The sequence below is a fragment of the Kribbella sp. NPDC058693 genome (assembly GCF_042715335.1).
Taxonomy (GTDB): Bacteria; Actinomycetota; Actinomycetes; order Propionibacteriales; family Kribbellaceae; genus Kribbella; species Kribbella jiaozuonensis.
Genome location: NZ_JBHXSQ010000002.1, coordinates 403,836 through 427,710, shown reverse-complemented (window position 1 = coordinate 427,710; position 23,875 = coordinate 403,836). Strand labels below are relative to the sequence as shown.

The 23,875-nt window shown below is 68.5% G+C and carries 23 protein-coding genes, 1 pseudogene and 1 riboswitch; of the genes and pseudogenes, 9 read left to right on the top strand and 15 right to left on the bottom strand.

The window, feature by feature from the left end; all coding sequences use genetic code 11:
* The first annotated feature begins 12 nt into the window (after positions 1–12).
* A complete protein-coding gene (locus ACFWUU_RS11685; RefSeq protein WP_137257192.1) occupies positions 13–1,035 on the top strand; it encodes a YbhN family protein in 1,023 nt (340 codons plus the stop codon).
* A 2-nt stretch (positions 1,036–1,037) separates the two neighbouring features.
* Here the strand turns inward: ACFWUU_RS11685 and ACFWUU_RS11680 are convergent, their stop codons facing one another.
* On the bottom strand, positions 1,038–2,090 hold the full coding sequence (locus ACFWUU_RS11680; RefSeq protein ID WP_380174907.1) for a Gfo/Idh/MocA family protein: 1,053 nt from the start codon (positions 2,088–2,090) through the stop codon (positions 1,038–1,040).
* Between the two features lie 192 nt (positions 2,091–2,282).
* Between ACFWUU_RS11680 and ACFWUU_RS11675 the strand changes: the two genes are divergently transcribed.
* Complete coding sequence (locus tag ACFWUU_RS11675; RefSeq protein ID WP_380174906.1) at positions 2,283–2,864, top strand: OmpA family protein; 582 nt, start codon at positions 2,283–2,285, stop codon at positions 2,862–2,864.
* Here ACFWUU_RS11675 and ACFWUU_RS11670 read toward each other — a convergent pair.
* The 6 genes from ACFWUU_RS11670 to ACFWUU_RS11645 all read right to left on the bottom strand — a co-directional run bounded on the left by ACFWUU_RS11670 (position 2,806) and on the right by ACFWUU_RS11645 (position 8,481).
* Positions 2,806–3,723 carry a hypothetical protein gene (locus tag ACFWUU_RS11670; protein WP_380174904.1) on the bottom strand — a complete coding sequence of 306 codons (918 nt, stop codon included), beginning with the start codon at positions 3,721–3,723 and terminating at the stop codon, positions 2,806–2,808. The genes ACFWUU_RS11675 and ACFWUU_RS11670 overlap by 59 nt on opposite strands.
* Before the next feature lie 61 nt (positions 3,724–3,784).
* On the bottom strand, positions 3,785–4,543 hold the full coding sequence (gene aqpZ / locus ACFWUU_RS11665; protein WP_380174902.1) for an aquaporin Z: 759 nt from the start codon (positions 4,541–4,543) through the stop codon (positions 3,785–3,787).
* Positions 4,544–4,616: 73 nt separating this feature from the next.
* On the bottom strand, positions 4,617–6,269 hold the full coding sequence (locus tag ACFWUU_RS11660; protein ID WP_380174899.1) for a DUF4091 domain-containing protein: 1,653 nt from the start codon (positions 6,267–6,269) through the stop codon (positions 4,617–4,619).
* Positions 6,270–6,328: 59 nt separating this feature from the next.
* Positions 6,329–7,447 (bottom strand): lactonase family protein, encoded by a 1,119-nt coding sequence (locus ACFWUU_RS11655; RefSeq protein WP_380174896.1) that lies wholly within the window; start codon positions 7,445–7,447, stop codon positions 6,329–6,331.
* A 123-nt stretch (positions 7,448–7,570) separates the two neighbouring features.
* The gene (locus tag ACFWUU_RS11650) at positions 7,571–7,837 is read right to left on the bottom strand and encodes a WhiB family transcriptional regulator (RefSeq protein WP_380174894.1); all 267 of its coding nucleotides are present in this window, start codon (positions 7,835–7,837) and stop codon (positions 7,571–7,573) included.
* Between the two features lie 32 nt (positions 7,838–7,869).
* Positions 7,870–8,481 carry a hypothetical protein gene (locus ACFWUU_RS11645; protein WP_380174892.1) on the bottom strand — a complete coding sequence of 204 codons (612 nt, stop codon included), beginning with the start codon at positions 8,479–8,481 and terminating at the stop codon, positions 7,870–7,872.
* A 136-nt stretch (positions 8,482–8,617) separates the two neighbouring features.
* Here ACFWUU_RS11645 and ACFWUU_RS11640 point away from each other — a divergent pair, with 136 nt between their 5' ends.
* The 3 genes from ACFWUU_RS11640 to ACFWUU_RS11630 all read left to right on the top strand — a co-directional run bounded on the left by ACFWUU_RS11640 (position 8,618) and on the right by ACFWUU_RS11630 (position 13,238).
* Complete coding sequence (locus tag ACFWUU_RS11640) at positions 8,618–9,568, top strand: alpha/beta hydrolase (RefSeq protein WP_380174890.1); 951 nt, start codon at positions 8,618–8,620, stop codon at positions 9,566–9,568.
* A gap of 198 nt (positions 9,569–9,766) precedes the next feature.
* Positions 9,767–10,411: a sigma-70 family RNA polymerase sigma factor gene (locus ACFWUU_RS11635; RefSeq protein ID WP_380174888.1), complete on the top strand. Its 645-nt coding sequence runs from the start codon at positions 9,767–9,769 to the stop codon at positions 10,409–10,411.
* Positions 10,412–10,466: 55 nt separating this feature from the next.
* On the top strand, positions 10,467–13,238 hold the full coding sequence (locus ACFWUU_RS11630; protein WP_380174886.1) for an AAA family ATPase: 2,772 nt from the start codon (positions 10,467–10,469) through the stop codon (positions 13,236–13,238).
* Here the strand turns inward: ACFWUU_RS11630 and ACFWUU_RS11625 are convergent.
* The 3 genes from ACFWUU_RS11625 to ACFWUU_RS11615 are packed head-to-tail and all read right to left on the bottom strand — an operon-like array spanning position 13,235 to position 16,112.
* On the bottom strand, positions 13,235–14,137 hold the full coding sequence (locus tag ACFWUU_RS11625; RefSeq protein WP_380174885.1) for a GTP-binding protein LepA: 903 nt from the start codon (positions 14,135–14,137) through the stop codon (positions 13,235–13,237). The two genes, ACFWUU_RS11630 and ACFWUU_RS11625, sit on opposite strands and share 4 nt — an antisense overlap.
* A 9-nt stretch (positions 14,138–14,146) precedes the next feature.
* Positions 14,147–14,980, bottom strand: coding sequence for an alpha/beta fold hydrolase (locus ACFWUU_RS11620; RefSeq protein ID WP_380174883.1), 834 nt, complete (start codon positions 14,978–14,980; stop codon positions 14,147–14,149).
* 52 nt (positions 14,981–15,032) lie between these two features.
* Entirely contained in the window at positions 15,033–16,112 is a 1,080-nt protein-coding gene (locus ACFWUU_RS11615; protein WP_380174881.1) for an ABC transporter permease, read from the bottom strand.
* A 75-nt stretch (positions 16,113–16,187) separates the two neighbouring features.
* Here ACFWUU_RS11615 and ACFWUU_RS11610 point away from each other — a divergent pair, with 75 nt between their 5' ends.
* Positions 16,188–16,787, top strand: coding sequence for a TetR/AcrR family transcriptional regulator (locus tag ACFWUU_RS11610; RefSeq protein WP_380174879.1), 600 nt, complete (start codon positions 16,188–16,190; stop codon positions 16,785–16,787).
* On the opposite strand, the gene ACFWUU_RS11605 is transcribed toward ACFWUU_RS11610, so the two are convergent.
* The 3 genes from ACFWUU_RS11605 to ACFWUU_RS11595 are packed head-to-tail and all read right to left on the bottom strand — an operon-like array spanning position 16,776 to position 18,548.
* Positions 16,776–17,459, bottom strand: a complete 684-nt coding sequence (locus ACFWUU_RS11605) for a (2Fe-2S)-binding protein (RefSeq protein WP_380174877.1) — start codon at positions 17,457–17,459, stop codon at positions 16,776–16,778. The genes ACFWUU_RS11610 and ACFWUU_RS11605 overlap by 12 nt on opposite strands.
* A complete protein-coding gene (locus ACFWUU_RS11600; protein ID WP_380174876.1) occupies positions 17,456–18,313 on the bottom strand; it encodes a CbtA family protein in 858 nt (285 codons plus the stop codon). The genes ACFWUU_RS11605 and ACFWUU_RS11600 overlap by 4 nt, the downstream gene beginning before the upstream one ends.
* A 19-nt stretch (positions 18,314–18,332) precedes the next feature.
* Positions 18,333–18,548, bottom strand: coding sequence for a CbtB-domain containing protein (locus tag ACFWUU_RS11595; RefSeq protein ID WP_233714974.1), 216 nt, complete (start codon positions 18,546–18,548; stop codon positions 18,333–18,335).
* Between the two features lie 60 nt (positions 18,549–18,608).
* Positions 18,609–18,685, bottom strand: a riboswitch (cobalamin riboswitch).
* A 200-nt stretch (positions 18,686–18,885) separates the two neighbouring features.
* Between ACFWUU_RS11595 and ACFWUU_RS11590 the strand changes: the two are divergent.
* The 3 genes and pseudogenes from ACFWUU_RS11590 to ACFWUU_RS11580 all read left to right on the top strand — a co-directional run.
* Positions 18,886–19,026, top strand: a pseudogene (locus ACFWUU_RS11590) (methonine synthase); the annotation flags it as partial.
* An 89-nt stretch (positions 19,027–19,115) separates the two neighbouring features.
* On the top strand, positions 19,116–21,401 hold the full coding sequence (locus ACFWUU_RS11585) for a CehA/McbA family metallohydrolase (protein ID WP_380174874.1): 2,286 nt from the start codon (positions 19,116–19,118) through the stop codon (positions 21,399–21,401).
* Positions 21,401–21,790: a hypothetical protein gene (locus ACFWUU_RS11580; protein WP_380174872.1), complete on the top strand. Its 390-nt coding sequence runs from the start codon at positions 21,401–21,403 to the stop codon at positions 21,788–21,790. The genes ACFWUU_RS11585 and ACFWUU_RS11580 overlap by 1 nt, the downstream gene beginning before the upstream one ends.
* On the opposite strand, the gene ACFWUU_RS11575 is transcribed toward ACFWUU_RS11580, so the two are convergent.
* Together ACFWUU_RS11575 and ACFWUU_RS11570 are read right to left on the bottom strand one after the other, a co-directional pair.
* Positions 21,784–22,794, bottom strand: coding sequence for a hypothetical protein (locus tag ACFWUU_RS11575; protein ID WP_380174870.1), 1,011 nt, complete (start codon positions 22,792–22,794; stop codon positions 21,784–21,786). The genes ACFWUU_RS11580 and ACFWUU_RS11575 overlap by 7 nt on opposite strands.
* A gap of 90 nt (positions 22,795–22,884) precedes the next feature.
* Positions 22,885–23,766, bottom strand: a complete 882-nt coding sequence (locus ACFWUU_RS11570) for an alpha/beta hydrolase (RefSeq protein ID WP_380174868.1) — start codon at positions 23,764–23,766, stop codon at positions 22,885–22,887.
* Positions 23,767–23,875 lie beyond the last annotated feature (109 nt).

Below are 23,875 nucleotides of genomic sequence, written 5' to 3'. Positions count from 1 at the left end.
CACACTGGGACCGTGCCGTCGAAGGACAAGACCCGGACCCGGCCGGCCTGGTACCGCCGGTTGTGGTCCGCGGTGTCGTTGGTCATCCTGTTCGCCGTCGTCGAGTACGTCGTACTCCCGAAGCTCGCCCTCGCTCGTGAGTCGCTGCACCGCGTCTCGGAGCTCAACCCAGCGTGGCTCGTCCTCGCCGTGGTGCTCGAAGCGTCCAGCCTGGTCTGCTACTCGCTCTTCAGCCGCGCCCTCCTCGGCAAGGACCACCTCCCGTTCTTCTGGATCCTGCGATCCGACCTCACCGGGTACGGCGTGAGCCACGTCGTACCCGGCGGTGCCGCAACGGCGACCGCGCTGCGCTTCCGGCTGCTCGTCATGGGCGGTGCGCAGCCCACGAACGTGACGGCGACCGTCACCGCGGAGGCGATCGGTTCCCCGCTCGCACTGGTCCTGCTTGCGTGGCTGACGTCGATCCCGGCGGTGTTCCTGCGCGAGGCGAGCACGGCGTACCTGATCATGTTCCTGGTCGGGTTGGGCGTGCTGGTCTGCGCCTTCCTCGCCGACCGCGGGGCTTCCAGCATCGAACACCTCGCCGCACGGCTGCTGCGGGCCATCCTCGGCCGACTCCCCCAGCGGGTCCGGCCGTGGATCTCGACGGTCGCGCGCCGGCTGCGCGATGTCGTCGCGGATCCCGAAGTACGCAAGGCGTTCCTCAGCTGGGCAACGCTGAACTGGCTCCTCGACGCCGCCGTCCTCTGGACCTTCCTCGCCGCCTACGGTGAGCGGGTCCACCCGATCGCGGTGCTGATCGCGTACTGCGCCGCGAACCTGGCCGCCGTCGTACCGCTGACCCCCGGCGGCATCGGCGTCGTCGAGGGCATCGCGGTCTCGTCACTCATCGGCTTCGGCGTCGACGGCCAGGCCGCGCTCCTCGCCGTACTCTCCTGGCGACTCCTCCAGTTCTGGGCACCGGTCCCGCTCGCCGGCCTCTGCTACTTGAGCCTGCGGGCGCAAGGCGCATTGACGCCGGCGAAGCAGACCTAGCGCTACTTCGCCGCGCCTCGAACAGTTGCCTGCTGCTGGGCCTTCAGGGCCAGGCGCATGGTCTCGAACGTGTGCTCCTGCGGCGCGGCCGAGGTGGTCCGCTCCTGCACGTCGCGCACGAGATCGGCGTAGTACGTCGTCTGGACCTTCGAGCAGTCGATGTACTGCGTACCCTCCTGGTTGACCAGGAACAGGTGATCGCCGCCGTCGCGGCCCGCGATGTCGACGTACTTGCGGAGCTCGATGTAGCCGTCGGTGCCGAGGATCATCAGGCGGCCGTCGCCCCATGTCCCCAGACCGGCCGGCGTGTACCAGTCGACCCGGATGTACCCCTGGGCGTTCTCGCTGCGGAGCAGGATCTCGCCGAAGTCCTGCAGGCCCGGCTCGTCCGGGTTGGCGAAGTTCCCGACCGTGCTCGCGACGACCTCGGCCGTCCGCGCGCCGGTGAACCAGAGGAACTGGTCGATCTGGTGCGAGGCGATATCGGTCAGGATTCCGCCGTACCGGTTCTTGTCGTAGAACCAGTCCGGCCGACCGGCGCCGCCGCCGAGGTGGCCGCGGTCGCCGATCCGGTGCGGCCCGATGCCGATGGTCTGTACCACGGTCCCGATCTTGCCCTCGCGGACCAGCTCGCCCGCCTTCATCACGCTCGGCACCTCGAACCGCTCGGAGAACGTCACCGACCAGAATCGTCCGCTCTGGTCGACCGCCTTCTTGATCTCCTCCAGCTCCTCGAGACTCACGCAGCCGGGCTTGTCGGTGACGACGTCCTTACCGGCCCGCAACGCGGTGATGGCGATCGATGCCCGTCGATCCGGTACGGCGGCGGTCACGATCAGGTCGATCCCGTCCCGCCCGAGCAGCTCCTCCGGACTCTCGGCCACCGGAACGTCCGGGTACTGCTCGCGGAGCCGGGTCGCGATCGCGGCGGACGGATCGTCGGTCGCCATCCCGGCGAACTCCGCGCCGGCCCGGATCAGGCCCGCGACCTGACCGAAGATGTGCGCATGGTCGAGCCCAACGGCGGCGAACCTGACAGCGTGCGTGGAAGTCACCCGTACTCCTCGATACTCGGCAGCTGTTCAACTCCCACTCACCCTATGCCAACCTGGCAAGCGCTTGCCAACCCCTGGCGAGCCGCATGTTGTCGCTACCCCGATCGAGTGTCGCCCCGGTACGCGGCTCCCCCGGTCGCGGCGGCCGCCCTACGGTGAGGCCAGATCGGAACGGCGGAGAGGGGTCCGGCGATGGCCAGATCACACGACCTCGAGTACGAAGCTGAGTACGAGGACGAATTCGAGTACGAGGCGCCCACGCCGCGGCTGCGGATCCGCGTTGTGCACGGCCGGTCCTGGGGTGCGGACCGCGAGTTCGAGGACGAGGGCGACTTCTTCGATCCGGTCCCGCCGCCGGCCGGCGCGCGGCTGCTGACCCGGTTCGCCTTCGGCGGCGCCTCCTTGACCGCCGCGCACCGGCGGGTGATCGTGCAGCTCGCCAAGGATCTGCTCCGCGACGGACCGATGGGGAATCTCGACTGCCTGAACGTCACGATCGTCGGGCACGAGGACGAACTCGGTGAGCCGGCCCGCTTCGGCGCTCTCGGGCAGCGGCGCGCGGAGGCCGTCACCAAGGCACTCGCCGACGAGATGCAGCGCCAGGTCGCGCGGATCCCGGCTGCGTCCCGGCCACGCGGACAGTTCGTCATCACGGTCCAGACCCTCGGGCCGACCAGGCCGATGCGATCGAACCTGACGGCGGACGGCCGGGCGCTCAACCGCCGGGTCGAGGTAACCGTCGGCCGCCCGAGCCTGTGCCCGGATGTGGTCTGACCGGCAGTAGTCGATGAGCCAGTCGGAGTACGACGGACGCCGGCGGCCGCCAGACCTCGCGGTCGTCGAGCGCCCACGCATAGGTCAAGGCGCCGTCGGTGATGCAGTCGAGGAGACCCGGTTCCGCCAGCTCGTGCGCGGACCATTCGTAGAGCTGTTGCAGGCGCGGGACGATCACGCCGTAGTCCAGCAGCCGGCCGAGTCCCAGCTCCTCACCGACGTAGAAGCGCACGTCGTCCCGAAGGGGGTATTCGTCCGGGAGCACGCGGGACAGCTGGAAGAAGATCCCGGTCATCCCGAGCCTCGGGTCGCCGAGCAGTGGTCCGAGTGGGCGAAGCCAGCCGAGTGCGAGTCGCGGTGCCGCGACGAGGGCGTGGGCGTAGAGGACGCGGCACAGTACGACGTTCATGAAGAAGCGTTCCGCGGCTGTTTCCGCCTCGGCCAGCTGGCGATGTTCGACGTACCCGGCGATCACGCTGCCGTTGTGCGCCCGCCACCAGGCCCGAGCGGTCGGGTACTCCGCGAACGACAGCCAGAAGCCGACCGTCCGCGACGAAGGCGTTCCGGGCATGTCTCCGCTCAGCGCGACGGCCTCGCAGCCGTCCCGGAGTACCCGCTCGTTGACCGCACGCCACCACGGGCTGCCGGGCCGGTCGCTCGTCGGCGGCTGCAGCACACCGCGGCTCAATTCCCATCGCATCGCGGCCGCCGCGGCTCGCCGGTAGGGCAGGTGCTGCGGTGCCTTGCCGTACGGGCCGTAGTAGCACCGCTGCATCAGGGCGAGCCGGCCGGACGGGTCGTCGCGGACCGCCGCGACCTGCTGCGCGGCCCAGTCTGCAGCCGTCGTCTGAGGACTCACCGACACAGAGTCCCACCTGCTCCGCCCCTTCATCGAGGAGCGGAGCAGGTGGTGAACGCCGTTACGGGTTGTTGGCGACGCCTTCGTCGATCTTGGGTCCGCGTGCCGCGGTGATCCCGGCGTAGCTGATGCCCGCGATTGCCGCGCCGACGATCGGCGCGACGATGAACAGCCAGACCTGGGCGAGTGCGTCGCTGCCCGCGAACCAGGCCACGCCGAGCGAGCGCGCCGGGTTGACCGAGGTGTTCGTGACCGGGATGCCGACCAGGTGGATCAGCGTCAGCGAGAGTCCGATCGCGATCGGGGCGAATCCCTTCGGCGCTCGGTCGTCGGTGGCGCCGAGGATCACGTACAGGAAGAAAGCCGTCAGCACGATCTCGACAATCGCGCAGGCCAGCAGCGAGTAACCGCCCGGCGAACGATCACCGTAGCCGTTGCTCGCGAATCCGCTGTCGTGCGCACTGAAACCATCCTTGCCGCTGGCAACTGCCAGCAGAATGGCGCCGGCCGCGCTGGCGGCGACAATCTGGGTGACGATGTACGTCGGCACCCATTTCCACTCGATCCGCTTCGCGACCGCGAGGCCGATCGTGACTGCCGGGTTGAAATGACCGCCGGAGACATGGCCGACGGCGTACGCCATGGTCAGCACGGTCAGGCCGAAGGCCAACGCCACGCCGAGATAGCCGATACCGACAGAAACCTTGTCCGGGTTGAGCACGACACCGGCCAGCACGGCGGCACCGCAGCCGCCGAACACCAGCCAGAATGTCCCGAGAAATTCCGCACCGATCCGAGCCGCAGGACTGGGTGATTCCACGACTGCCTCCTTGTGACCCCCGTTGAGTTGATGCCCTGGCTGTCACAGTAAGGCATCAACTCGTCACATTTGGTTAACCTGCAGTCGTGGTCAATGCGGTGGTCATCCGGCGGCGGGATTCGTAGTAGTGCTCTGGGTCGAGCACCGGGCGGTCGAACCGCAGCGTGCGATCGGGGTCGATCACGTCCAGCGCCGCCGTACCGCCGTGGGCCGCGCGGATCGCCTGCAGCGCGCGGTGGTCCCACATCGCCTGCGCGAAGACGCGGTGGCGGATCGACGGCCACGGCGTACCGTCCGGGCCTGGGTAGACCGCGAAAGCGTCACCGGACGGGAAGGCGCCGCCGGCCGAGGTGTCCGCGAACGGGTCGACCCGCCGGATCGCGTGCCAGGTGTACCAGAAGTTGAATCCCCAGTGCAGGAAGCCGTCCACACCGGACGCGAACAGCTGGTGTCCGAGCGCACGGTTGCGCGCCGAGGGCATCCCGATGAACCGGTTGGCGACGTCGCGATCCTGCGAGACGCAGTAGTAGACCCACAGGCGCTCCGGCCGCTCGGCGAGGAACGGCTCGACATGGTCGGTCGCGACGACGGGCACCGCGACGGCCCCAGAGGTGTAGAACGAGTGCTCGCTCAGGGCGTCCACGACCGTCCAGCCCTTCAGCAGATCGGCGACGACGGCCTTCGCGGCGAGGTACGTCGCGAGCCCGTCTTCGCCCGACGGCTCGTCCGAGATGTGGAAGACGACGTGGTCGCGGTCCCACTCGTCGTCGAGCACGGCCTGCAGCGCCGGCAGGAGCGCTTCCATCAGCGTCCGGTACCGGGCGTCGGTCGCGGGAACGTCCCAGCCGAAGGCGCGCTCCTGGTTCACGATGATGCCCGGTGTGGCCTTTGCTCCCCATTGGGTGAAGAGATGTGCGACCTCGACGCCGGTGATCCCCGTACGCCGGCAGAGCTCGAGCCACCGTCGCAGCCGGTCGAAGCCGAACTCGTACCCGTCGCCGGTCTCCGTGATGTCGACGAGCTGCACCACTGTCCGGTACGAACCGACCGCCGTGTCGAGCGGCGGCGTCCACACCGGCGCGAGCAGCGATGTCGCGCCCATCTCGGCCGCGGATGCCATGAACCGCTCGACGACGTTCCAATGCTCCTCGCTGAACACCTCGAGGCCGTAGTGATCCGCGAGGGCGTCGAGGTGCATCCAGTGGCTCGACACGATGTCGAGCGGCGGCAGCGCGATCGGGGTGAGCTCGACACTGACCGACACGCGATGCAGCTCGCGGCCGTCGGACGACGACATCACGATCGTGAGTTCGTGTACGCCGGTCCGCGCCGGATCGGTCGTGGTGACGTCGAACCACAACGCACCCCAGGCGCCGAACCGGACCGGAGCTTCGCCGTTCGGGATCGGGCGGAGCAGGTCCGGATACAGGCCGGGCTCGTCGAACTCGTAGCCGTCGTCGTGTCCGGGGAGAGCGACGAACGAGCAGGGCACGAGATCCACGCACGACACCGCGACCAGGTCAGCCGCCGTACCTTCGACCCGCACCTGGAGCGGGCTGGGGTCGCGGAACGTCGGCTCGAGCGGCGGCCGGTACGCAAGCTGGAACGACGCCGGCTCGCCGAGGAACGCCTGGAACCTCGTCCCCTCGCCCACGGGACGTGGGTCCCGCACCGCGTGCACCTTCACGAGCGCGTCGCAGACAACAAACTCCCACGTCCCGGCCACAGCAGACCACCATCCCGTTCCTCTGCGCAATAGTGGCTCCTATGATGCAGATCCGCGCATCAATGCACAATGCCGCTGGTGGCGAGGCCGGCCGTACCGGCTGTCGTCGCGCCGGCGATGTCCTGCTGCTTGGTCAGCGTGCCGTCGTGGTGGACGGCGTACGACGCGACCGAGCCGTTCGACAGGCGCACGTACAGGTACTTGCCGTCGGGGCTGAGGGCGGCGTCGGATCCCCCGGCGCTGGTCGGAGCCGCTACCGACGCCAGCAGGTGCAGCCGTCCGTCGGAGCTGATGCGGTACGACGAGATCGACGCGCTCGCCGCGTTGACCGTGAAGGCGTAGTCGCGGGTGACGACGAGCCAGCACGCCGCGGCCTGCTGGTCAGCGACCGAAGCGCGGATCGTCCGCACCTGGTTGCCGTGCACGGCGTACGACGAGACCGCTGACGGGCCGGCCTCGGAGACGATCGCATCGCCACGTCGGTCGAAGTCGAATCCGTAGGGCGTGACGCCGGCGGAGTGATGCGGCGTGGCCGACCCGGCGTACCCGTTGTGCACGGCGAACGTGTCGATCGTCTGGTCACCCTTGTGCGTGACGACCAGGCTCCGGCCGTCGGGAGTGAACGAGACCTGTGCGGCCGCCGTCGGGGTCGCGCCGGACTTGCTGAGCGACCTGGTGGAGTGCGGCAACGGCTGCAGGCGCCCGTCGTGGCTGACCCGGAGGCCGCTGATGGTTTCGCTGTTCTGGTTCAGGACGTACACGACCCCGTGGCGGACGGTGACGCTGACCGGCAGGTCGCCGCCGCTGGGTGCGACATCGCGGCGTACGAGACCTCGGTCGGTGATGGCGAGTGTCGACACCGTGTCGTCACCGCCGTTCACTGCGAACAGCAGGTTGCCGTCGCGCACCAGTCCGTACTGCGAAGCAAGCGACGCACCGAGCCCGCGACCGCCGGTCGCGACCGTGGCACCGACGCGCAACCGGCCGTCACGCAGCCGATCGAAGACCTGGACGGCGTTGCCGGCGGCCGCGTTCGTCGTCTCGTACACGTGGCCGACGACCACGTCTCCACCGGACCGTCCGTCCACTGCGGCGTTCGCGGGCGCGGCGGCCAGCAATGACGCCACCGCAACGGCGGCGAAAGCAGGCGCCAGCAACCGGGCAGAATGAATGGGCATGGAAATTCTCCTCACGCAGGGAATCACTGTAACGCCTTTGACAGTAGGACTTTCCGCGATCCCCGAGAGGATTTTCCGAGCACGGTAAGGATGCCGTTATCACCGCTATTTCGTTCGCAAAACTTAAGGCGACTGTTCCTGGCGGGCGCGGGAACGGTTGCGTCTCAGCGTGCGGCGTTCGAGTTCGTCGAGGCCGCCCCAGATGCCGGCGTCCTGGCCGGTGCGCAGCGCCCAGTCGAGGCAGGTGTCGGCTACCTCGCATCGGCGGCAGACCTGCTTCGCGGACTCGATCTGCTGCACAGCCGGTCCCGTCGTACCGAGTGGGAAGAACAGCTCGGGATCCTCGGCAGTGCAGGCGCCTCGCTGCTGCCAGCGGTGGGTGGGCTTCATCTCGACCTCCTCGGTCGACGCGACGAGGTCGGCTAGGACTGGCGGCCGGTCCAGCGGGGTGCGACTCGGCGCCATTCGCGGGCCCACTCGTAGGCGCGGTGGCGGTCGAGTGGGCGGCGGGCGAGGCGGAACGCGGCGAAGATGGCAGGCCAGGCGAGCAGTGGGAAGGTCAACGCGATCGCGGTCCCGAGGGCTGCGCTGTCGCTGGAGGTGGGTGGGGCGCCCGTCATCGCGCCCGCCTGGTCGATCCAGATCAGCACGTCGGCGTTCACCGCAGTACCGAGCAGGACGTCTGTCTTTCCTTCGTGAGACGTACCTACTGAGTCCTGCCACTTGACCCGAACCGACGTGGTGCTGAGGCCCAAGGTGGACGGTACGGCGTTGGCCGTGCTCTCGAGCGTTCGCGCGTGGACCTGGTGGACGCTCGCACGTTCCTCGGCCGCGGACTCCGCGGCGTGATCGTGCAGCGTCGTACCGAGGGCTGCTGCCGCGGGGATCACCAGCAGGGCGACCACGACCGCGACCAGCAGGAACGCTGCCTCGATCCGGTCGACCCTTCGGCGCAGCGGATCGTGGCCGAAGCTCAGTCGCCGCAGCTGCATCATGACGAACAGCTCGGCACGGTGTTGCGGCGTGGAACTCATCGCGCTCCCCTATCTGCTTCACAACCTATGACCGCAGAAGTGCGACCGGTGTGACGTGATGTCACGAACTGCGCCGCTACCCGGACTTCGAAGCAGGCGACCCGTTGGCGCCCAGACACCGGAAGGACGCATCTCCATGAGCAAGCATTTCCTCGAGCCGGCGGCCCAGGAGTTCGCAGACGCGACGGCGAAGCCGCCGTTCCTGTACGAGCTCGGACCGGCCGGCGCCCGCAAGGTCCTCGACGACGTCCAGGCGGCCCCGATCGCCAAACTCGACGTCAGCGAGAAGTGGATCACCGTCCCGGCCGAGGTCGGCGACGTCCAGGTCCGGATCGTCAAACCCGTCGACGCGACCGGCTCGCTGCCGACCGTGCTGTACATGCACGGCGGCGGCTGGGTGCTGGGCAATGCCGGCACCCATGACCGGCTCGTTCGCGAACTCGCGGTCGGCGCGAACGCGGCCGTCGTCTTCGTGGAGTACGACCGGTCGCCCGAGGCGCAGTACCCGGTCGCGATCGAGCAGGGCTACGCGACCGCGCAGTGGATCACGCAACACGGAGCGACCGAGGGCCTGGATGCATCACGGCTTGCAGTCGCGGGCGACTCGGTCGGCGGCAACATGACGACCGTGCTGACGCTGATGGCCAAGGAACGGGGCGACGTCACGTTCGTCCACCAGTCCATGTACTACCCGGTCACCGATGCCGGGCAGGACACGGACAGCTACCTCGAGTTCGCCGACGGCCCGTTCCTCAGCGCCAAGGGAATGGCGTGGTTCTGGGACTGCTACCTGCCGGACGAGTCCAAGCGCTCGGAGATCACCGCGTCTCCGCTGCGGGCGACGACCGAGCAACTGTCGGGCCTGCCGGAGGCATTCCTGATCGTCGACGAGAACGACGTACTCCGTGACGAGGGCGAGGCGTACGGTCGCAAGCTGCTCGAGGCCGGCGTACGGACGACCTTCGTCCGCTACAACGGCATCCTGCACGACTTCATGATGGTGAACCCGCTGCGTGAAACCGCCGCCACCACCGGCGCCGTCGAGCAGGCGATCCACATCCTCCGCAAAGCGCTCGGCACCAACTGAACCGACCCTTCGATGCCGCGTCACCGTCCCGGGTGACGCGGCATCTGCACGTTGCAGAGGGCAACCACGTGGTCGGCCCCCACGCATACGTGGTGGCCGCGACTACGTAGCTGCCCACGTCCTTCAGCGGCGCGACCGCGGCGCCTACGGCCGGATCGTGGATCCAAGCGCACGACGAGCCGGAGAGGAGCCGGAACCGTGAACGCCACACTGTCGGAGCAGCGGTATGACGGAGACAGCGGCGACCTGGACGAGGCGGTCGCAACCTTCCTGGAAGTCCGTCCGCGACTGCTGGCGATCGCGTACCGCTTCCTCTCCAGCGCGAGCGACGCCGAGGACCTGGTGCAGGAGACCTGGCTGCGCTGGCAGCGGACGGACCGTACGGTCGTCGAGAATCCGCAGGCACTCCTGGCGACGATGACCACACGGCTCGCGATCAACGTCTGCCAGTCCGCGCGGCGTCGCCACGAGACCCCGATGACGTCGGCGGCCGCCGAGCGCATCGACGACGGCGAGGACCCGGCGACCACAGCCGAGCAGAGCGACGCCGTCGAACACGCAGTACTCCTGGTCCTTCAGAGCCTGTCCCCCAGGGAACGTGCCGCCTTCGTACTCCGCGAGGCTTTCGACTACTCGTACGGACAGGTCGCGGAGTTCCTCCACCTCGGTACGGCGAACAGCAGGCAGCTGGTCTGCCGGGCGCGGCGACGGATCGCGACCGACAAGCCGACGATCGTCAGCACAGAGTCACACCAGCACTTCGTGCACGCGTTCCTCGACGCCGCCCGAGCCGGCGACCTGACCGGATTCGAAGAGCTCCTGACCGCCGATCTGGTCGCTTGATTGCACCTGCTCATCGAGCGCGGATAGGCTCACTGACTGGGCAGTGGAAGGTCGGGTGACCGCGGTGCTTGTGGATCCGCGCCAGGTCCTTTACGGCCGGCGGAGTGAATGTTCGGAGCTGGATCAGCAGATCGCAGCCCTGCGCGCCGGACGAAGCGCCGTCCTGGTTCTTCGCGGCGATGCCGGTATCGGCAAGACCGCGCTGCTGGACTACGTGGCGTCGCATGCGATCGACTGCCGGATCGTACGAGCCGCGGGCGTCGAGTCCGAGATGGAGCTGGCGTTCGGCGGGCTGCATCAGCTCTGCTCGCCGTTCCTGGATCGTGCCGATGAGCTTCCGGAACCACAGCGCGACGCGCTGCGGACGGCCTTCGGCCTCAGCTCCGGTACGCCGCCGGACCGCTTCCTCGTCGGCCTCGCCGTGCTCAGCCTGCTCGCCGCCGTCGCCGAGGAGAAGCCGCTGCTCTGCCTCGTCGATGACGCGCAATGGCTGGATCGAGCATCCGCACAGACCATTGCCTTCGTCGCCCGGCGTCTGCTCGCGGAACAGGTCGGGCTGTTCTTCGGTACCCGCGGAACGGACGAGAACGACCTCTCCGGACTGCGCGAGCTCCCGATCCTCGGACTGAACGACCGCGACGCGCGAGCCCTGCTGGATTCGGTCACGCCGGGACGCGTCGACGAGCAGGTCCGCGACCAGATCGTCGCGGAGACGCACGGCAATCCGCTGGCCATCCTGGAGTTGCCGCGCGGTCTCACCACCGGCGAGATCCCGGCCGGCTTCGGCGACCAGGACCGCGGGTCGCTCGCGAGCCAGCTCGAGGAAGGCTTCCTGCGCCGGCTCGAGTCGCTCCCCGAAATGACTCAGCGCCTGCTCCTCATCGCCGCCGCCGAGCCCGTCGGCGACGTGATGTTGCTGTGGCGTGCGGCCGAGGGATCGGGCATCGGTCTCCTCGCGGCCGCGTCGCCCGCTGAGGCGGCCGGGCTGATCACCATCGGCGCCCGCGTCCGGTTCCGCCATCCGCTGGTCCGGTCGGCCGTGTACTACCGCGCTCCGCTGACGAACCGCCGGAAGGCACACCAAGCACTGGCCGACGCGACCGACCCACGTTCCGATCCCGACCGCCGCGCCTGGCATCTCGCGCATGCGGCGGTCGGTCCCGATGAGGACGTCGCCGCGGAGTTGGAGCAGTCCGCCGACCGGGCCCAGGCCCGTGGTGGGATCGCGGCTGCGGCAGCCTTCCTGGCACGGGCCGCCGAGCTGACTCCGGATCCGGATCGCCGCGGTGCAAGAGCGTTCGCGGCAGCGCAAGCGAAGTACCAAGCCGGTGCGTTCGACACCGCGCTCGAGTTGCTGGACGCGGCCGAACGCAGCCGTCTCGGTGAGCTCGAGCTGGCACATTCCGAGCTGCTGCGCGGACGGATCTCGTTCGCCTCCAGGAGTCCCAGCGCGGCGCTGCCGCTGCTGCTCGACGCGGCGAAACGTCTCGAGCCGGTCGACGTGAGGGTTGCCCACGAGACCTATCGCGACGCGATGTACGCGGCGCTGACCGCCGGCCGGATAGAGAGCGGCGGGGTCGAAGACATCGCCGAGGCGGTACTCATCACGCCACCCTCGCCGGCTCCAGGGCGTACCGACCTGCTGTTGAACGGTGTGGCGGCGGTGGTCGCCCGCGGGTACTCCGCCGGCGTACCGCTGTTGAAGCAGGCACTGGTCGCCTTCGAAAACGAGAGCATCAGCCCGCGGGAAGGGCTGGGCTGGTTGCCCCTCGCCTCCCGGATGGCGCACGACGCCTGGGAGTTCGACAGCTGGAGCGTTCTGTCGGCCCGCTTGGTCGACTTCGCCCGCGAGGCCGGAGCGCTCTCGGTGCTTCCGTCGGCGCTGCTCCTGCGGCTGTCGAACCGCGTGTTCGCGGGCGACATCGCCGGCGCAGACTCGCTGGCCGCCGAAACGATGACGATCGGCGCGGCGACGGGCAGCCGGTTCCTTGCGCAGTACGGCGCTCTCGTCATCGAGCCCTGGCGTGGTCGGGAGGCGGCGACCCGGGGCGCGATCGAGGCCGTCACCCAGGCGAGAGCTCTGCGCGGCGAAGGCAAAGTGCTGACGGCAACCCAATGGGCGGCCGCCGTTCTGTACAACAGCCTGGGTCGCTTCGAGGAGGCGTACGCCGCGGCCGAGAAGGGCTGTGCGCATCCGCAGGAGCTAGGGCTGTCGACCTGGTCGTTGCTCGAGCTGATCGAGGCCGCCGTACGCACCGACCGCCGAGCTAATGCGACCGACGCGATTCAGCGGCTGATCGAGTTGACCCAGCCCAGCGGTACGGCGTGGGCGCTGGGCACGTTGGCTTGTATGCGTGCCCAGGTGACGGACGGGGTCGCCGCCGAACCGTCGTACCAGGAGGCGATCGAGCGCCTCGACCAGACCGAGGTCCGGGTGATGCGCGCACGCGCCCGGCTCTTGTACGGCGAATGGCTGTCCGGCCGCAACCGGCCCGCCGATGCGCGGGTGCAACTGAGCGCCGCCCACGAGCTGTTCAACCGGATGGGAGCCGAGGCCTTCGCGCAACGGGCCGGCCTCGCGTTAGACGGCGTCGGCGGGCGGGTCCGGGCGACCCGCGTCGAATCGCTGCCGGCGCTGACCCCACAAGAAGCGCAGATCGCCCAGCTGGCCGCCGCCGGGATGACGAATCCGGAGATCGGCGCCGAGCTCTTCCTCAGCCCACACACGATCGACTGGCATCTGCGCAAGGTGTTCCAGAAGCTCGGTATCAACTCCCGCCGCGAGATCCGCGCGGCGTTGCCACCGGGTGCTGCGAACTCGGCCTAGCCGATCCGGCCGCGAGCCTTGCTCAGCTCGATCGCTTCCTGCAGGGCAGCGAGGATGTAGCCGGGGACCTTCATCCCCTGGTGCTGTGCCCAGAGCAGCTCCCGCTCGACCAGGCTCACCTGCCGTACGACGTCCAGGAGGTCGCGGTCGAAGTGGAGTGCCCGCGCGACGTCACCGAAGGCTGCGCGCTGGCGGCGATTGTTGACGCCGACAAGCTCGAACGACCGCCGGCGCAGGATCCGCGCCAGGTGAAGCTGCCAGTCGCTGAGTCCTTCATCCCGGACCAGCGACTCGGCCGACATGCGGTAGAACGCGAAGTGGCCCGGCTCCTGCCGCCTGATCGGTGCGACCACCGTCGACGCGATCGCGTGCTCCCCCATCGTCCGCAGACCGTCCACCAGCCGCGAGTACGCGATCACCGCGGACCGCTCGGTGGCCGCGCCGGTCAGGTAGTAGAGCAGGCGGATCACGCCGAGCATGCCGGGCAGATGAGAGAGCAGCCCGGCCAGCCGGATCGGGACGCCGACCCGCGACAGCTCGGTCGGCGCCGGCGTCATCCCGATCCGGTGCTGTACGGCGTCGAGCAGTACGCCGTGCTGCAGCTCCTGCGGCGACCAGACGTCCTCGTAGAAGAACTTGTCGGTTTCCGTTGCGTCAGGCATCAATGCCCGTAGCTCCAGCACGTTCCGCTCGACCTCGAACTCGACCCGGGTCAGGTAGTTGAACACGGCGCCGAAGCGACGCCGTACGCCAGTGGGGTCCTTGATCGTCAGGTCGGCCGAATCCAGCAGCAACGGCGGATGTTCGGCGGCGAACGCCTCGACGAACTGGCGGAGCCCGATCCGCGACGAGCGTCTGCGGATCGGGCTCCGGGTCGACTCGGCAGTCAACTTGGTCACAGTTCTCACCTAGCGGGCGGCCTGCTCGATGACGCGGGTGGTCGTCTTGGGGTCGCTCATCAGGCCGAGGTGGCCTTCGTCGAACTCCGTGACCTTCGAGCCGGCCCGCTTGGCCATCGCCCGCTGGACGCTCGGCGGGATGATCTTGTCGCCGGTGCCGATCAGGTACCAGGACGGGATCGTCTTCCAGGCCGGCGTACCGGACTTGTCGGCCAGGCCGCCGAACGCACCCGGTCGCTGGGTCGCGTAGACCATCGCCTTCTCCTCGGCGTTCAAGCCGGTCGCGAACGACGTGAACACGGTCGACCGCTTCAGGTAGAGGTCGGTGGTCGGCGTCGGCGGACCGGCCGGTACGAAGTCGAACACCTGCGTCGGATCCGGGTTCGACAGCGCGGAGTCGGCTCCTGCGGCCTGGAGCGCCGTCTCGCCCTCGTCGAGCGCGAACGCGTTGACGTAGACGAGCGCCTTGATGTTCGGGAGGCCGGTGGCCGCGTTGGTGATGACGGCACCGCCGTACGAGTGACCGACGAGGACGACCGGGCCTGACAACGTCTGGAGGAACGCCCGCACCGAGGCGGCGTCGCCCGGGAGCGAACGCAACGGGTTCGGGATCGCCCGCACTGTGTACCCGTCGTCCTGCAGCCGGTCGATGACGCTCGCCCAGCTCGACGCGTCCGCCCACGCACCGTGCACCAGCACGATGGTCGGCTTCGGCGCGTGCCCGCTCTGCGCCGCGTCGGCGCTCAGCGAGGGAGTCAGGCTCGCGATGACGACCGGTATCGCGAGCATCGCCACGAGCCGCGTTCGGGCCCGTGAGGCCGCACTGGAGATGAGACTGCTCATGAATCTGTCCTGTTCCGTACGAAGGACGACTCCGATGTCGCCCCACTCGCCTCTAGGTCCGGACACCGCTCTCGGCTGTGACATCGCTCATCGCCTCGTAGAACGGGCTCTCCGCGAGGAGGTCGTTGCTGTGCCGGGCGTTGTGACGGTGCGCCACCCGGCGATGACCTTCGAGGATCGCGGCGATACCGACGACGCTCCAGACGCCGAGTACGACGGCATGCTGCGCCGCGCCGTGCCCGTCGAAGTACGCCGCACTGCGGAGCAGATTCGCACCGGCGCCCGGCGGCATCAGCTGTCCCAACTGGCCGACCACGGACGGCATCAGCTCGGGCGCCGAAGTCACTCCGGCGAACGGATTTCCGACGAAGATCATCAGGATGGCGCCGACCGCGACACCACCCGGTCCGAGCAGCGCGGCCATACCGGCGACGAAGCTGCTGATCGCGAACAGCATCAGGGACAGCGAAGCCCAGGTCCCGATCCGGTTCCCCGGTAGGGCCCCGATGTAGTCCTGCGCCACCAGATGCACACTCGCGCCGGCCAGGCACGAGACCACCGCCAGAGCGACGATCTCTCTGAGCGCAGGCCTGAAGCCGACCAGGACGGCGACCATCACGGCGAGGATGACTCCGCCGAGAACCAGCGGCGTCATCGCGGCGGCGAAGGTCGAGCCGCGCGGATCCTCGCTCGACGTCGGAACCACGTCCTGAACCACCGAAGCCGTCGGGCGGCTGGTCGACGACAGCTGCCCGGCCATCGCCCCCGCGGCCGAGGTCAGCAACTGAGCGACGGCCGGGCTGGCCGCGCTCGCGGTCAGAAAGGTGATGTGACGGCTGCTCACCTCGAAAGCGCCGTAGACCTCGCGGTGCGCGATGGCCGACCGCGCCTCGGCGTCGCTGGCATACAGATGCAGATCGAAGGCACCCGGCCGGGCGCTGGTCAGGCCTTCGGCCGCCTTCTGTGCGGCCACTCCGGTGCCCACCACACCGACCGGCAGGCTGCGGGCCTCGGTCCGGGACGCCGGCCAGGTGAAGGCCAGCACCGCGAGCCCGACGATCAGCGGGGCGACCACCGACAGGATCAGCAGCTGGCGCCACGGCGGGTGGTGAACGAGCGGATTCTTGGGCACTTCTGCGCCTTTCGGATTGTGTTAGATGCTCTCACTAAACGACAACGACCGTTCTCTTTCGACTATACTCTGCTCATGCCGAGGACTTCCGAGAGGTATCGCGACGCCAGGCGGGAGTACATCCTCGACGCCGCCCGCCGCGCCTTCGCGCGCAACGGGTTCCACGCCACGTCGATGCAGGACCTGTTCGCCGAGGCGGGCCTGTCCTCCGGTGCGGTCTACCGGTACTTCGCCGGCAAGGACGAGGTGGTGGTCGCGATCGTCGAGGACAACACGCGGCAGATCGGCGCGATGCTCCGCGCCGTCACGGAAGAACGCGCCGACGGATCGTTCGGCGCTGCGCTCGCGGCGGCGGTCGAAACCATCCAGGAGAAGCACCGTGAGAACGGGCTGGCCGGTATCGGCGTACAGGCCTGGACCGAGGCGCTGCGCGATCCCCGGATCGGGGCGGCGTTCGAGGACTTGCTCACCGGGCTGCGGTCCGAGCTGGCTCAGGTCGTTGCGCAGTACCAGCGGACGGAGGCGTTGCCGGCCGGTCCGTCCGCGGAATCATTGGCGACGGTTACGATCGCGATTCTGGTCGGCTACATCCAGCAGCTCGCGCTGCTCGGCCCCGAGGCCGTGGCGGATACCCCGGACGCGCTCAGAGCGCTGTGGCCGGCTTCAGCCGGATAGGACGCAGTCGCCGCAGAGGGCGCCCTGATGATCGGGGGCGGCTCGGTAGATGAGGCAGCAGCTGCGGCGGCGGAAGGTGCCGTTCGTGGTGTGGGTGTCGCGCAGGGATGGGTGCGCGAGGAGGTGGGCGGCCGTTTCTTTGGCTCGGACTGCCAGCTCGGGTGCCGCGTTGGTGAGGGCGACGAGGGTGCCGTTGATAGCTGAGGCCGCGTTGCCCCGGAGGATGTGGTCAGACACGGCGAACGGTTGGGTCGCCTGATGGAGAGCTGCGATTGGGCCTTCGAAGAGCTCGATCGTCAGGTCGCGTGAGGTGCTCGGCGGAGCTAGTGACAGCGGGAAGGCTCCACCCAGGACCGGTTGCCAGTGGATGCTTTCGAGGTCGAGGGGCGGGACCCCGTCGCCCAGGACCGACGTGGCGAAGGCTGGTGAGATGAGGCGCGCGACCATGCCCAGGTGGGTGATCGACGCGGCGACCCGGACCTCGACGGCTTCAGGGTCCTGACCGCCCGCGGCGGCGAGATAGGCGCGGGTGGTCAGCACCCGGTCCTCGAGTACGGCGGGGTCGTCGAGCAGCTCCGACATGGTCCGCCAGGGTGCGACTGCCGCCGTACCCGAGGGGTGTTGCTCGTGCGCGAAGAACGGGCCGAGGGCAACGACCTGCTCGTACGTCATGCGTTGCGGACCGGCTCCGCCTGCTCGGTGCGGGCCTTGCGCGGCTGGAGCAGGCGCTCCGCGAGCGGACCGAAGATCAGGCCGATGGCTCCCCACAGCAGCACCTGGGCGGCGACGGAGTACAGCCGGAACCTGTACAGCGTGTCCGCGTCGAAGCCCGGGAAAACGATGTTGCCCTTGTCATCGGTCAGCGGCAACGGTGTCTCGGTCGCGTGCCGGCCGTACTCCTCGACGTTCGCCGCCAGCTGTCCCACCGACGGCAGCACCGCCATCAGTACGCCGATGATGACGACGTACGCCGCGATCGCGAGCAGTGTCGCGTTCCAGTTGCCGAAGCGTGGTTGCAGGCGCTTGCCGAGCAGGACGGCTCCGATCAGCAGCACGATCGAGCAGGCCACCATCGCGAGGTACAGATTGCTGCGGTCGAGGATCGTGTCCTCGTGCCCGATCGCCGGCGGGTTGGCCGGGTACTTCAGGAACGGCACGAGGTAGACCCCGAGGAACCCGCCGAGCGCGACCAGCATCGCCAGGTTGCGCGGGCGCAGCTTGCCGACCCGGCCGAGGCAGATCGCGTACGCGACCGCGAACAGCGCACCCATCGCGATACCGAACAGGATGACGCCGACACCGATGCCGATGTTGGCCTGCAGGGTCCGGCTGAAGATGTCGTGGCCGCCGTGTTCGACCGGCAGCCCGGCGGCCTCGTCCAGCGCGTGCTGGGCAGCGTCGCGGCCGCTCTCGTAGTCGATGGCGGCCTGGATCTGGGGCTCGGCGAAGATCCGCGCGAAGACGAACGCGATCAGCCCGGCCGCTGCGCCGGCGAGAGCGCCGCGCAGGATGAGTTTTCTTTCCATGTCAGTGAGTAGTCAGAGCTCAGTGACAGGGGAAGCCGAGGAAGTGGCGCGCGTCGTGCACGAACTCGTGGATGTGCGTGTCCTTGCCGAAGATCGAGTACGCGCCCTGGTCGACACCGACGAAGTAGTAGATCGCGAACGCGACGATCGCCGTACCGACCAGCCACATCACAGCCCGCGAGACCGGTACGACGACCGGCGTGGACACCGAGGTGGGAGCAGACAGATTGCTCACGAGTAGAGCCTCCTTCTAGGGGATCGTGCGTCCCTCATCCAATGGAGCGTCGTGACGGTGAAGTATCTGACTCACCGCTCGCACGAGGCGAGCGGCTCACAGTGGCGCGACCGTGCCGAAGTCTCATCGGCTTCCTTGCGCCGTCACTACGGTTGTGAGGGTACGGACGCCTTCGAGGCGCGTCAATCGCGGGTTGTCCACATCACGTACGCGATCCGTCAGGTCCGAGTGGGAACGACCACCGTCATCAAGCACTGGACCGCGAGGTCCGGGAAGCGACGGTCAGTAGGTGTCCGGCACCTGACACAGCGCCGGAGGTGCCCGCACCGGCGACTTCTCGTACTACGACCACGTCCTCGACACCACCGTGATGCTCGGCGCCATCCCCGAGCGCCACCGGGCCGACGGTCTCGACGGGTACTTCGCGATGGCCCGCGGCACGCAGGACGTCGCGCCGCTCGAGATGACCAAGACCTGACCCATCGCACGGGTGGCCGGAGAAAATGATTCCGGCCACTCGTCGTCGGGCCGTTAAGCTCGGAGGCCGGTGCACCCCGAGGAGGCCCCGTGTTCCAACCGCTGCACGCTTCTGCGACTAGAGCAGTTGAGAAACTCCGCGACATCGGTGAACCACTACCCGACGACGTTGCCGGCCAGTTGGCCAAGCTGGCCGAAGGTTCGCAGTCCTCGACCGCGGTCGAGGACCTGCTCCGTCCGTATGTCCTGGTCGATGTCCGCATCGACGAGCAAGGCCTGCCGATGAGTACGCCGGGCGCCGCGCCGCCGCGTCTGGTCCAGCACGGCTGGCGCAGCTTCCTGGTCCGGATCGAGAACCCGCATCGGCTGGTCGGCGAGCTCGCCGCGCAGTCGAACCACGTGCTCGGCAACATCGACTACCACAGCCACGCCGCGCGGATCGCGATGCCGGACACGTTGACGATCGTCCCGCGGATCGAGCGTAGCCGGCTCGAGGTGAAGCTGGCCGGGCCGACCGATGTGTCCGGCGTTGACGTCGAGTACAAGGTGATCAGCCTGTACAGCCGCGACGGCGGCACCCACAAGGGCGAGCTGGCATTCGTCCTGGCCGTCGAGGAGGCCGAGCACAGCTACACCAGGCCGCCGATGGCGATGGCGTGGCGGCGGATGGGATCGGAGATTCGGCAGTACGAGGCGTCGTACGAGTTCGACTGCCTGCCGGCGCGCGACATCCGGTTCGACATCCGCGAGCCCGACGGGAGCAGCTGCGTGGCGGCGCTCACCGTTCGCGATTCGCAGCGGCGGTCATACCCGTCGAAGGGGATGCGGCTCGCGCCGGACATGTTCTTCCATGAGCACGTGTACCGCGCGACCGGCGAGGTGATCACGCTCCCGGCCGGTCAGTACGAGATCTCCGCACGCCGCGGCCCGGAGTACCGCGAGGTGAAGGTCGAGGTGGATCTCACGGCCGACGACGATGCGGTGACGATCGAGCTCGATCGCTGGGCCGATCCGGCGCGTCACGGCTACTACTCGGGCGACCCGCACATCCACGCCGGCGGCTGTTCGCACTACAGCGTGCCGTCCGAGGGCGTCACGCCGGAGACGATGATCCGGCATGTCCGCGGCGAAGGCCTGTGGATGGGCAGCGTGCTCACCTGGGGACCGTGCTACTACCACCAGAAGCAGTTCTTCAGCGGCCTGTCGATCAGCCCACGCGCGGAGCTGGAGTGGCCGGCCATGCAGCAGGCCCAGGGGATGAACTGGGATCCGCAGGACACCGATCATGACGGACAGAGCCTGCTGCGGTACGACCTCGAGGTGTCGGGCTTCCCGTCCAGCCACTCGGGTCACGTGATCCTGCTCGGGCTCACCGACCAGGACTATCCCGGGACGAAGATCATCGAGGACTGGCCGTCGTACAACCTGCCGGTGATGCGCTGGGGTCACGCGCAGAACGCGATGGTCGGATACGCGCACTGCGGGCTCGGCCTGTCGGTCGGCACGAACGAGCTACCGAACTACGTGATTCCGGGATTCCAGTCGATCGGGTCGAACGAGATCATCGTCGACGTACCGCTCGGTGCGGCCGACTTCCAATGCGGCGCGGAGTTCGATCCGGCCGCGGAGCTGAACATCTGGTACCACCTGCTGAACGTCGGCTACCGCACGCTGATGCTCGGCGAGACGGATTATCCCTGCATCTACGACGACGGTCCCGGCGTCGGGCGCACGTACGTCCAGCTGCCCGAGCCGCCGCAAGGCCCGCAGGCGTTGGAATCGTGGCTCGGTGGCTTGAAGGACCGGGCGTCGTACTTCGGTGACGGCCGCAGCCACGTCTACGACTTCGCGATCGACGGCGACACCAGCCGCGAGCAGACGGCGGATGCCCCCGGACCGGTCCGGGTCAGCGCAACCGTCGCGGCCTGGTTGCCCGAGGAAGCGCCTGCCTTGCCCGCGGCGGGTCAACCGGCGTACAGCGCTCCGGTCGGCTGGCATCTCGAACGCTCGCGGATCGGCCGGACCCGCAACGTGCTGGTCGAGGTACTGGTCAACGGTGTGCCGGTCGCGTCGCAGGAGTTGGTTGCTGACGGCAACGAGCAGGCGGTCGAGTTCGACGTACCGCTGGAGCGTTCGTCCTGGGTGGCGTTGCGGATCCTGCGCAGCGTGCACACCCAGCCGATCTTCGTCGAGCTCGCGGGACAGCCGATCCGTGCCTCGCGGCGGAGCGCGCAGTGGCTCCACGACTCGGTCGACGCACTCTGGAAGGCCAAGTCCGGTTTCATCCGCGAGACCGAGCGGGCCGAGGCACGCGAGGCGTACGACGCCGCGCAGGCCGTCTACCTGACCCGCCGCGACGAATCCGAGGTGGACTGATGTACGGCGAACCCGCCGGCTGCTGCGGCCCGGTCGACACCAAGGCCCCGATCTCCGTCACGATCAACCCGGAGGCGCGCGTCAACGTCGCCCGGACCGCGACCCGGGTCGCGCCCGTCGCTCCGGGGCACTGGCACCCGATCGACGTCACGATCGTCAACGACGGCTACGTCACCGGGCAGCTCGTCATCGAGAGCGACCCGGTGCCCGGCGTCGAGCTGGACCTACCACCGCACGACCTCACCGGCGAACCACGCCAGGAGGGCGCGATCCGGGTCCGCTTCGACTCCCCCGCCGTCGTCGACGTCACGCTCAACTTCCGAGCGCTGGGTGCCCTCGGAGGTCTTGCCAACCACAGTGCGCTGCATCTGCTGCTGCGTAGTCAGTAGGTCTTGTAGTAGATGAGTTCGCCGGACTCGCCGGCCGCCGCGCCTTCGCTGGGGATGAACAGCGTCACCACGAAGGCCGGCTGGCCGTTCGGCGCTTTCAGGTTGGTGATCGTGGGGTTGGCGAACGCAGTACTGCCGCCGTTGGTCTGGATCGTCGTGCGGTCGGCGTTTCCGGTCTGGTAGTCGTAGACGAACGTGCGCCACGAGCCGAAGTCACCCTTGGTGTACTGGCCTTCGATCAGCCCGAAGCTGTAACCCTGGAACGTGGTGTTGTCGCGGTCACCGATGTTGCCGTTGACACCCCAGTACAGCAAGGCGTTGTCGAAGTTCGGCTGGGCGGAGGTGGACCAGGAGTTGAAGTTGGTGAGCGTGCCGCGCTGCTGCCGGTCGCGGTCGCAGTTCCACCAGTAGTGGCCGCCGAGATCGATCGTCGAGTGATCGATGTCGGGCGACAACGTGACGCTGTAGATGTTCGGGGTGCCTTCCGCGCAGGACGAGAGCCGGCGTGGTGCGTCGTACGAGCGGCTGACGTTGCCGGCCAGGAGATCCGCGCGATTGGCGAAGTACCGGAAGGCGAGGTGGTTGTTGCCGCCGCCGGGCTGTTCCTGCTCCCACGCGAGCACGAACCCGCCGTTCGAGGCCTGGATGATCGTGGGCTGCGATGCGGGGCCGGTGTTGCTGCCGGCGAGCTCGCGAACCCAATGCCAGTTGAGCAGATCCGTCGAGGTCGCGAGGTTCACCCGGAAGTGGCCGTCGCCCGCCAGGTGGTGCGAGACCGCGAGATAGCCGCCGGTCGCGTCCTGGATGATCTTCACGGTGTCCATGACATGACCGGCGTCGTCCTTCACGCCGTACCGCTTGCCGGTCGCGCCGGCGACGTTCTCGACGATGCCGCGGAGCTCGGCCCGCGCGGGATCGGAGGCGGCGGTCGTCGACGCCTCCGCCGGCACAACGGCCGCGGTCAGCATCGTGGCAGCGAGCAGTACAGGAAGAATTCTCAGCATGGGCGGTGTCCCTCGTGATGGGATTGCTGCGGATCCGTCACGAGGGACGTTACGCCCCCATTGACCTACTGGGTGGGGATTCGGGCGTGTTCAGCTCGCCTTGGCCGGGGCATAGCGCTTGGCGAAGTCGAGGGCGGTCTGGGCGACCTCCTGCCAGCCGTGGTCGATGGTCAGCGCGTGCCCGCGGTTCGGCATCTTCTTGATCTCGGTGACACTCTGGTTCCGCTTCTGCCGCTTGTACGACGCGTTGGCGATCGCCCACGGAACGGTGTGGTCCTTCTCGCCGTCGAGGATCAGCAACGGACCGCGGTCAGGGTTCATCGTGTCGACCCGTGCCTCGGTCCGCGGGTTGATGTTGGCGCTACCCATCTGCGCCAGCGCCATCCCGGACGCCGCCACGTGGTACGTGTCGTAGAGCTGGTGTGCCTCGTCCTCGTCGAGGGCGTTCGCCCAGGCGTACTTGAACTGGTCGAAGCTGAGCGTGATGCTCCGGCCGCGCCACTTCGGGTTGACCAGGAACGGCCCGCTCGACTTGAGCACGGACGGTGGCAGCGGCAGCACGCCGCGGAATACTCCCGGGTCGATGGCGACCGTCGCCGCCGCGAGCCCACGGCCGGCAATCATCTGCGCCACGAGCCCGCCGGTCGAGTGCCCCATGACGACGGGCTTCTGGTCGAGCTTTCGGATCACTTCGGCGGTGTGGTCGGCGACCTGCTTCAGGGTCTTCTTCGCGAAGATCTCCGGATCGGTCCGCGCCTGTTCGACCGTTGCCGGATCGTCCGGCCAGTCCGGTGTCAGCGGTGCATACCCGGCGCGCTTGAACAACTCCGCCCAGTTGTCCCAGCTGCTCGGCAGCAGCCAGAGTCCGTGCACGAACACGACCGGCGTGGTGCCGGAGGCGTTCGCGGCCTCGATCTCCAGACTCTCCCGCTGCGAGATGCCGGATCCGCCCCGGCGATCAGTGGTGCTCATCCCCGCCTCCTCAGTATTCTCGAGTCCTGCAGTCTGTTCTGGGAACTCCTCTGGAAACGTTGACAGGGCAGACCTCCGGTTTGTGACTCCACGTCGAGGCTCGAGGCGA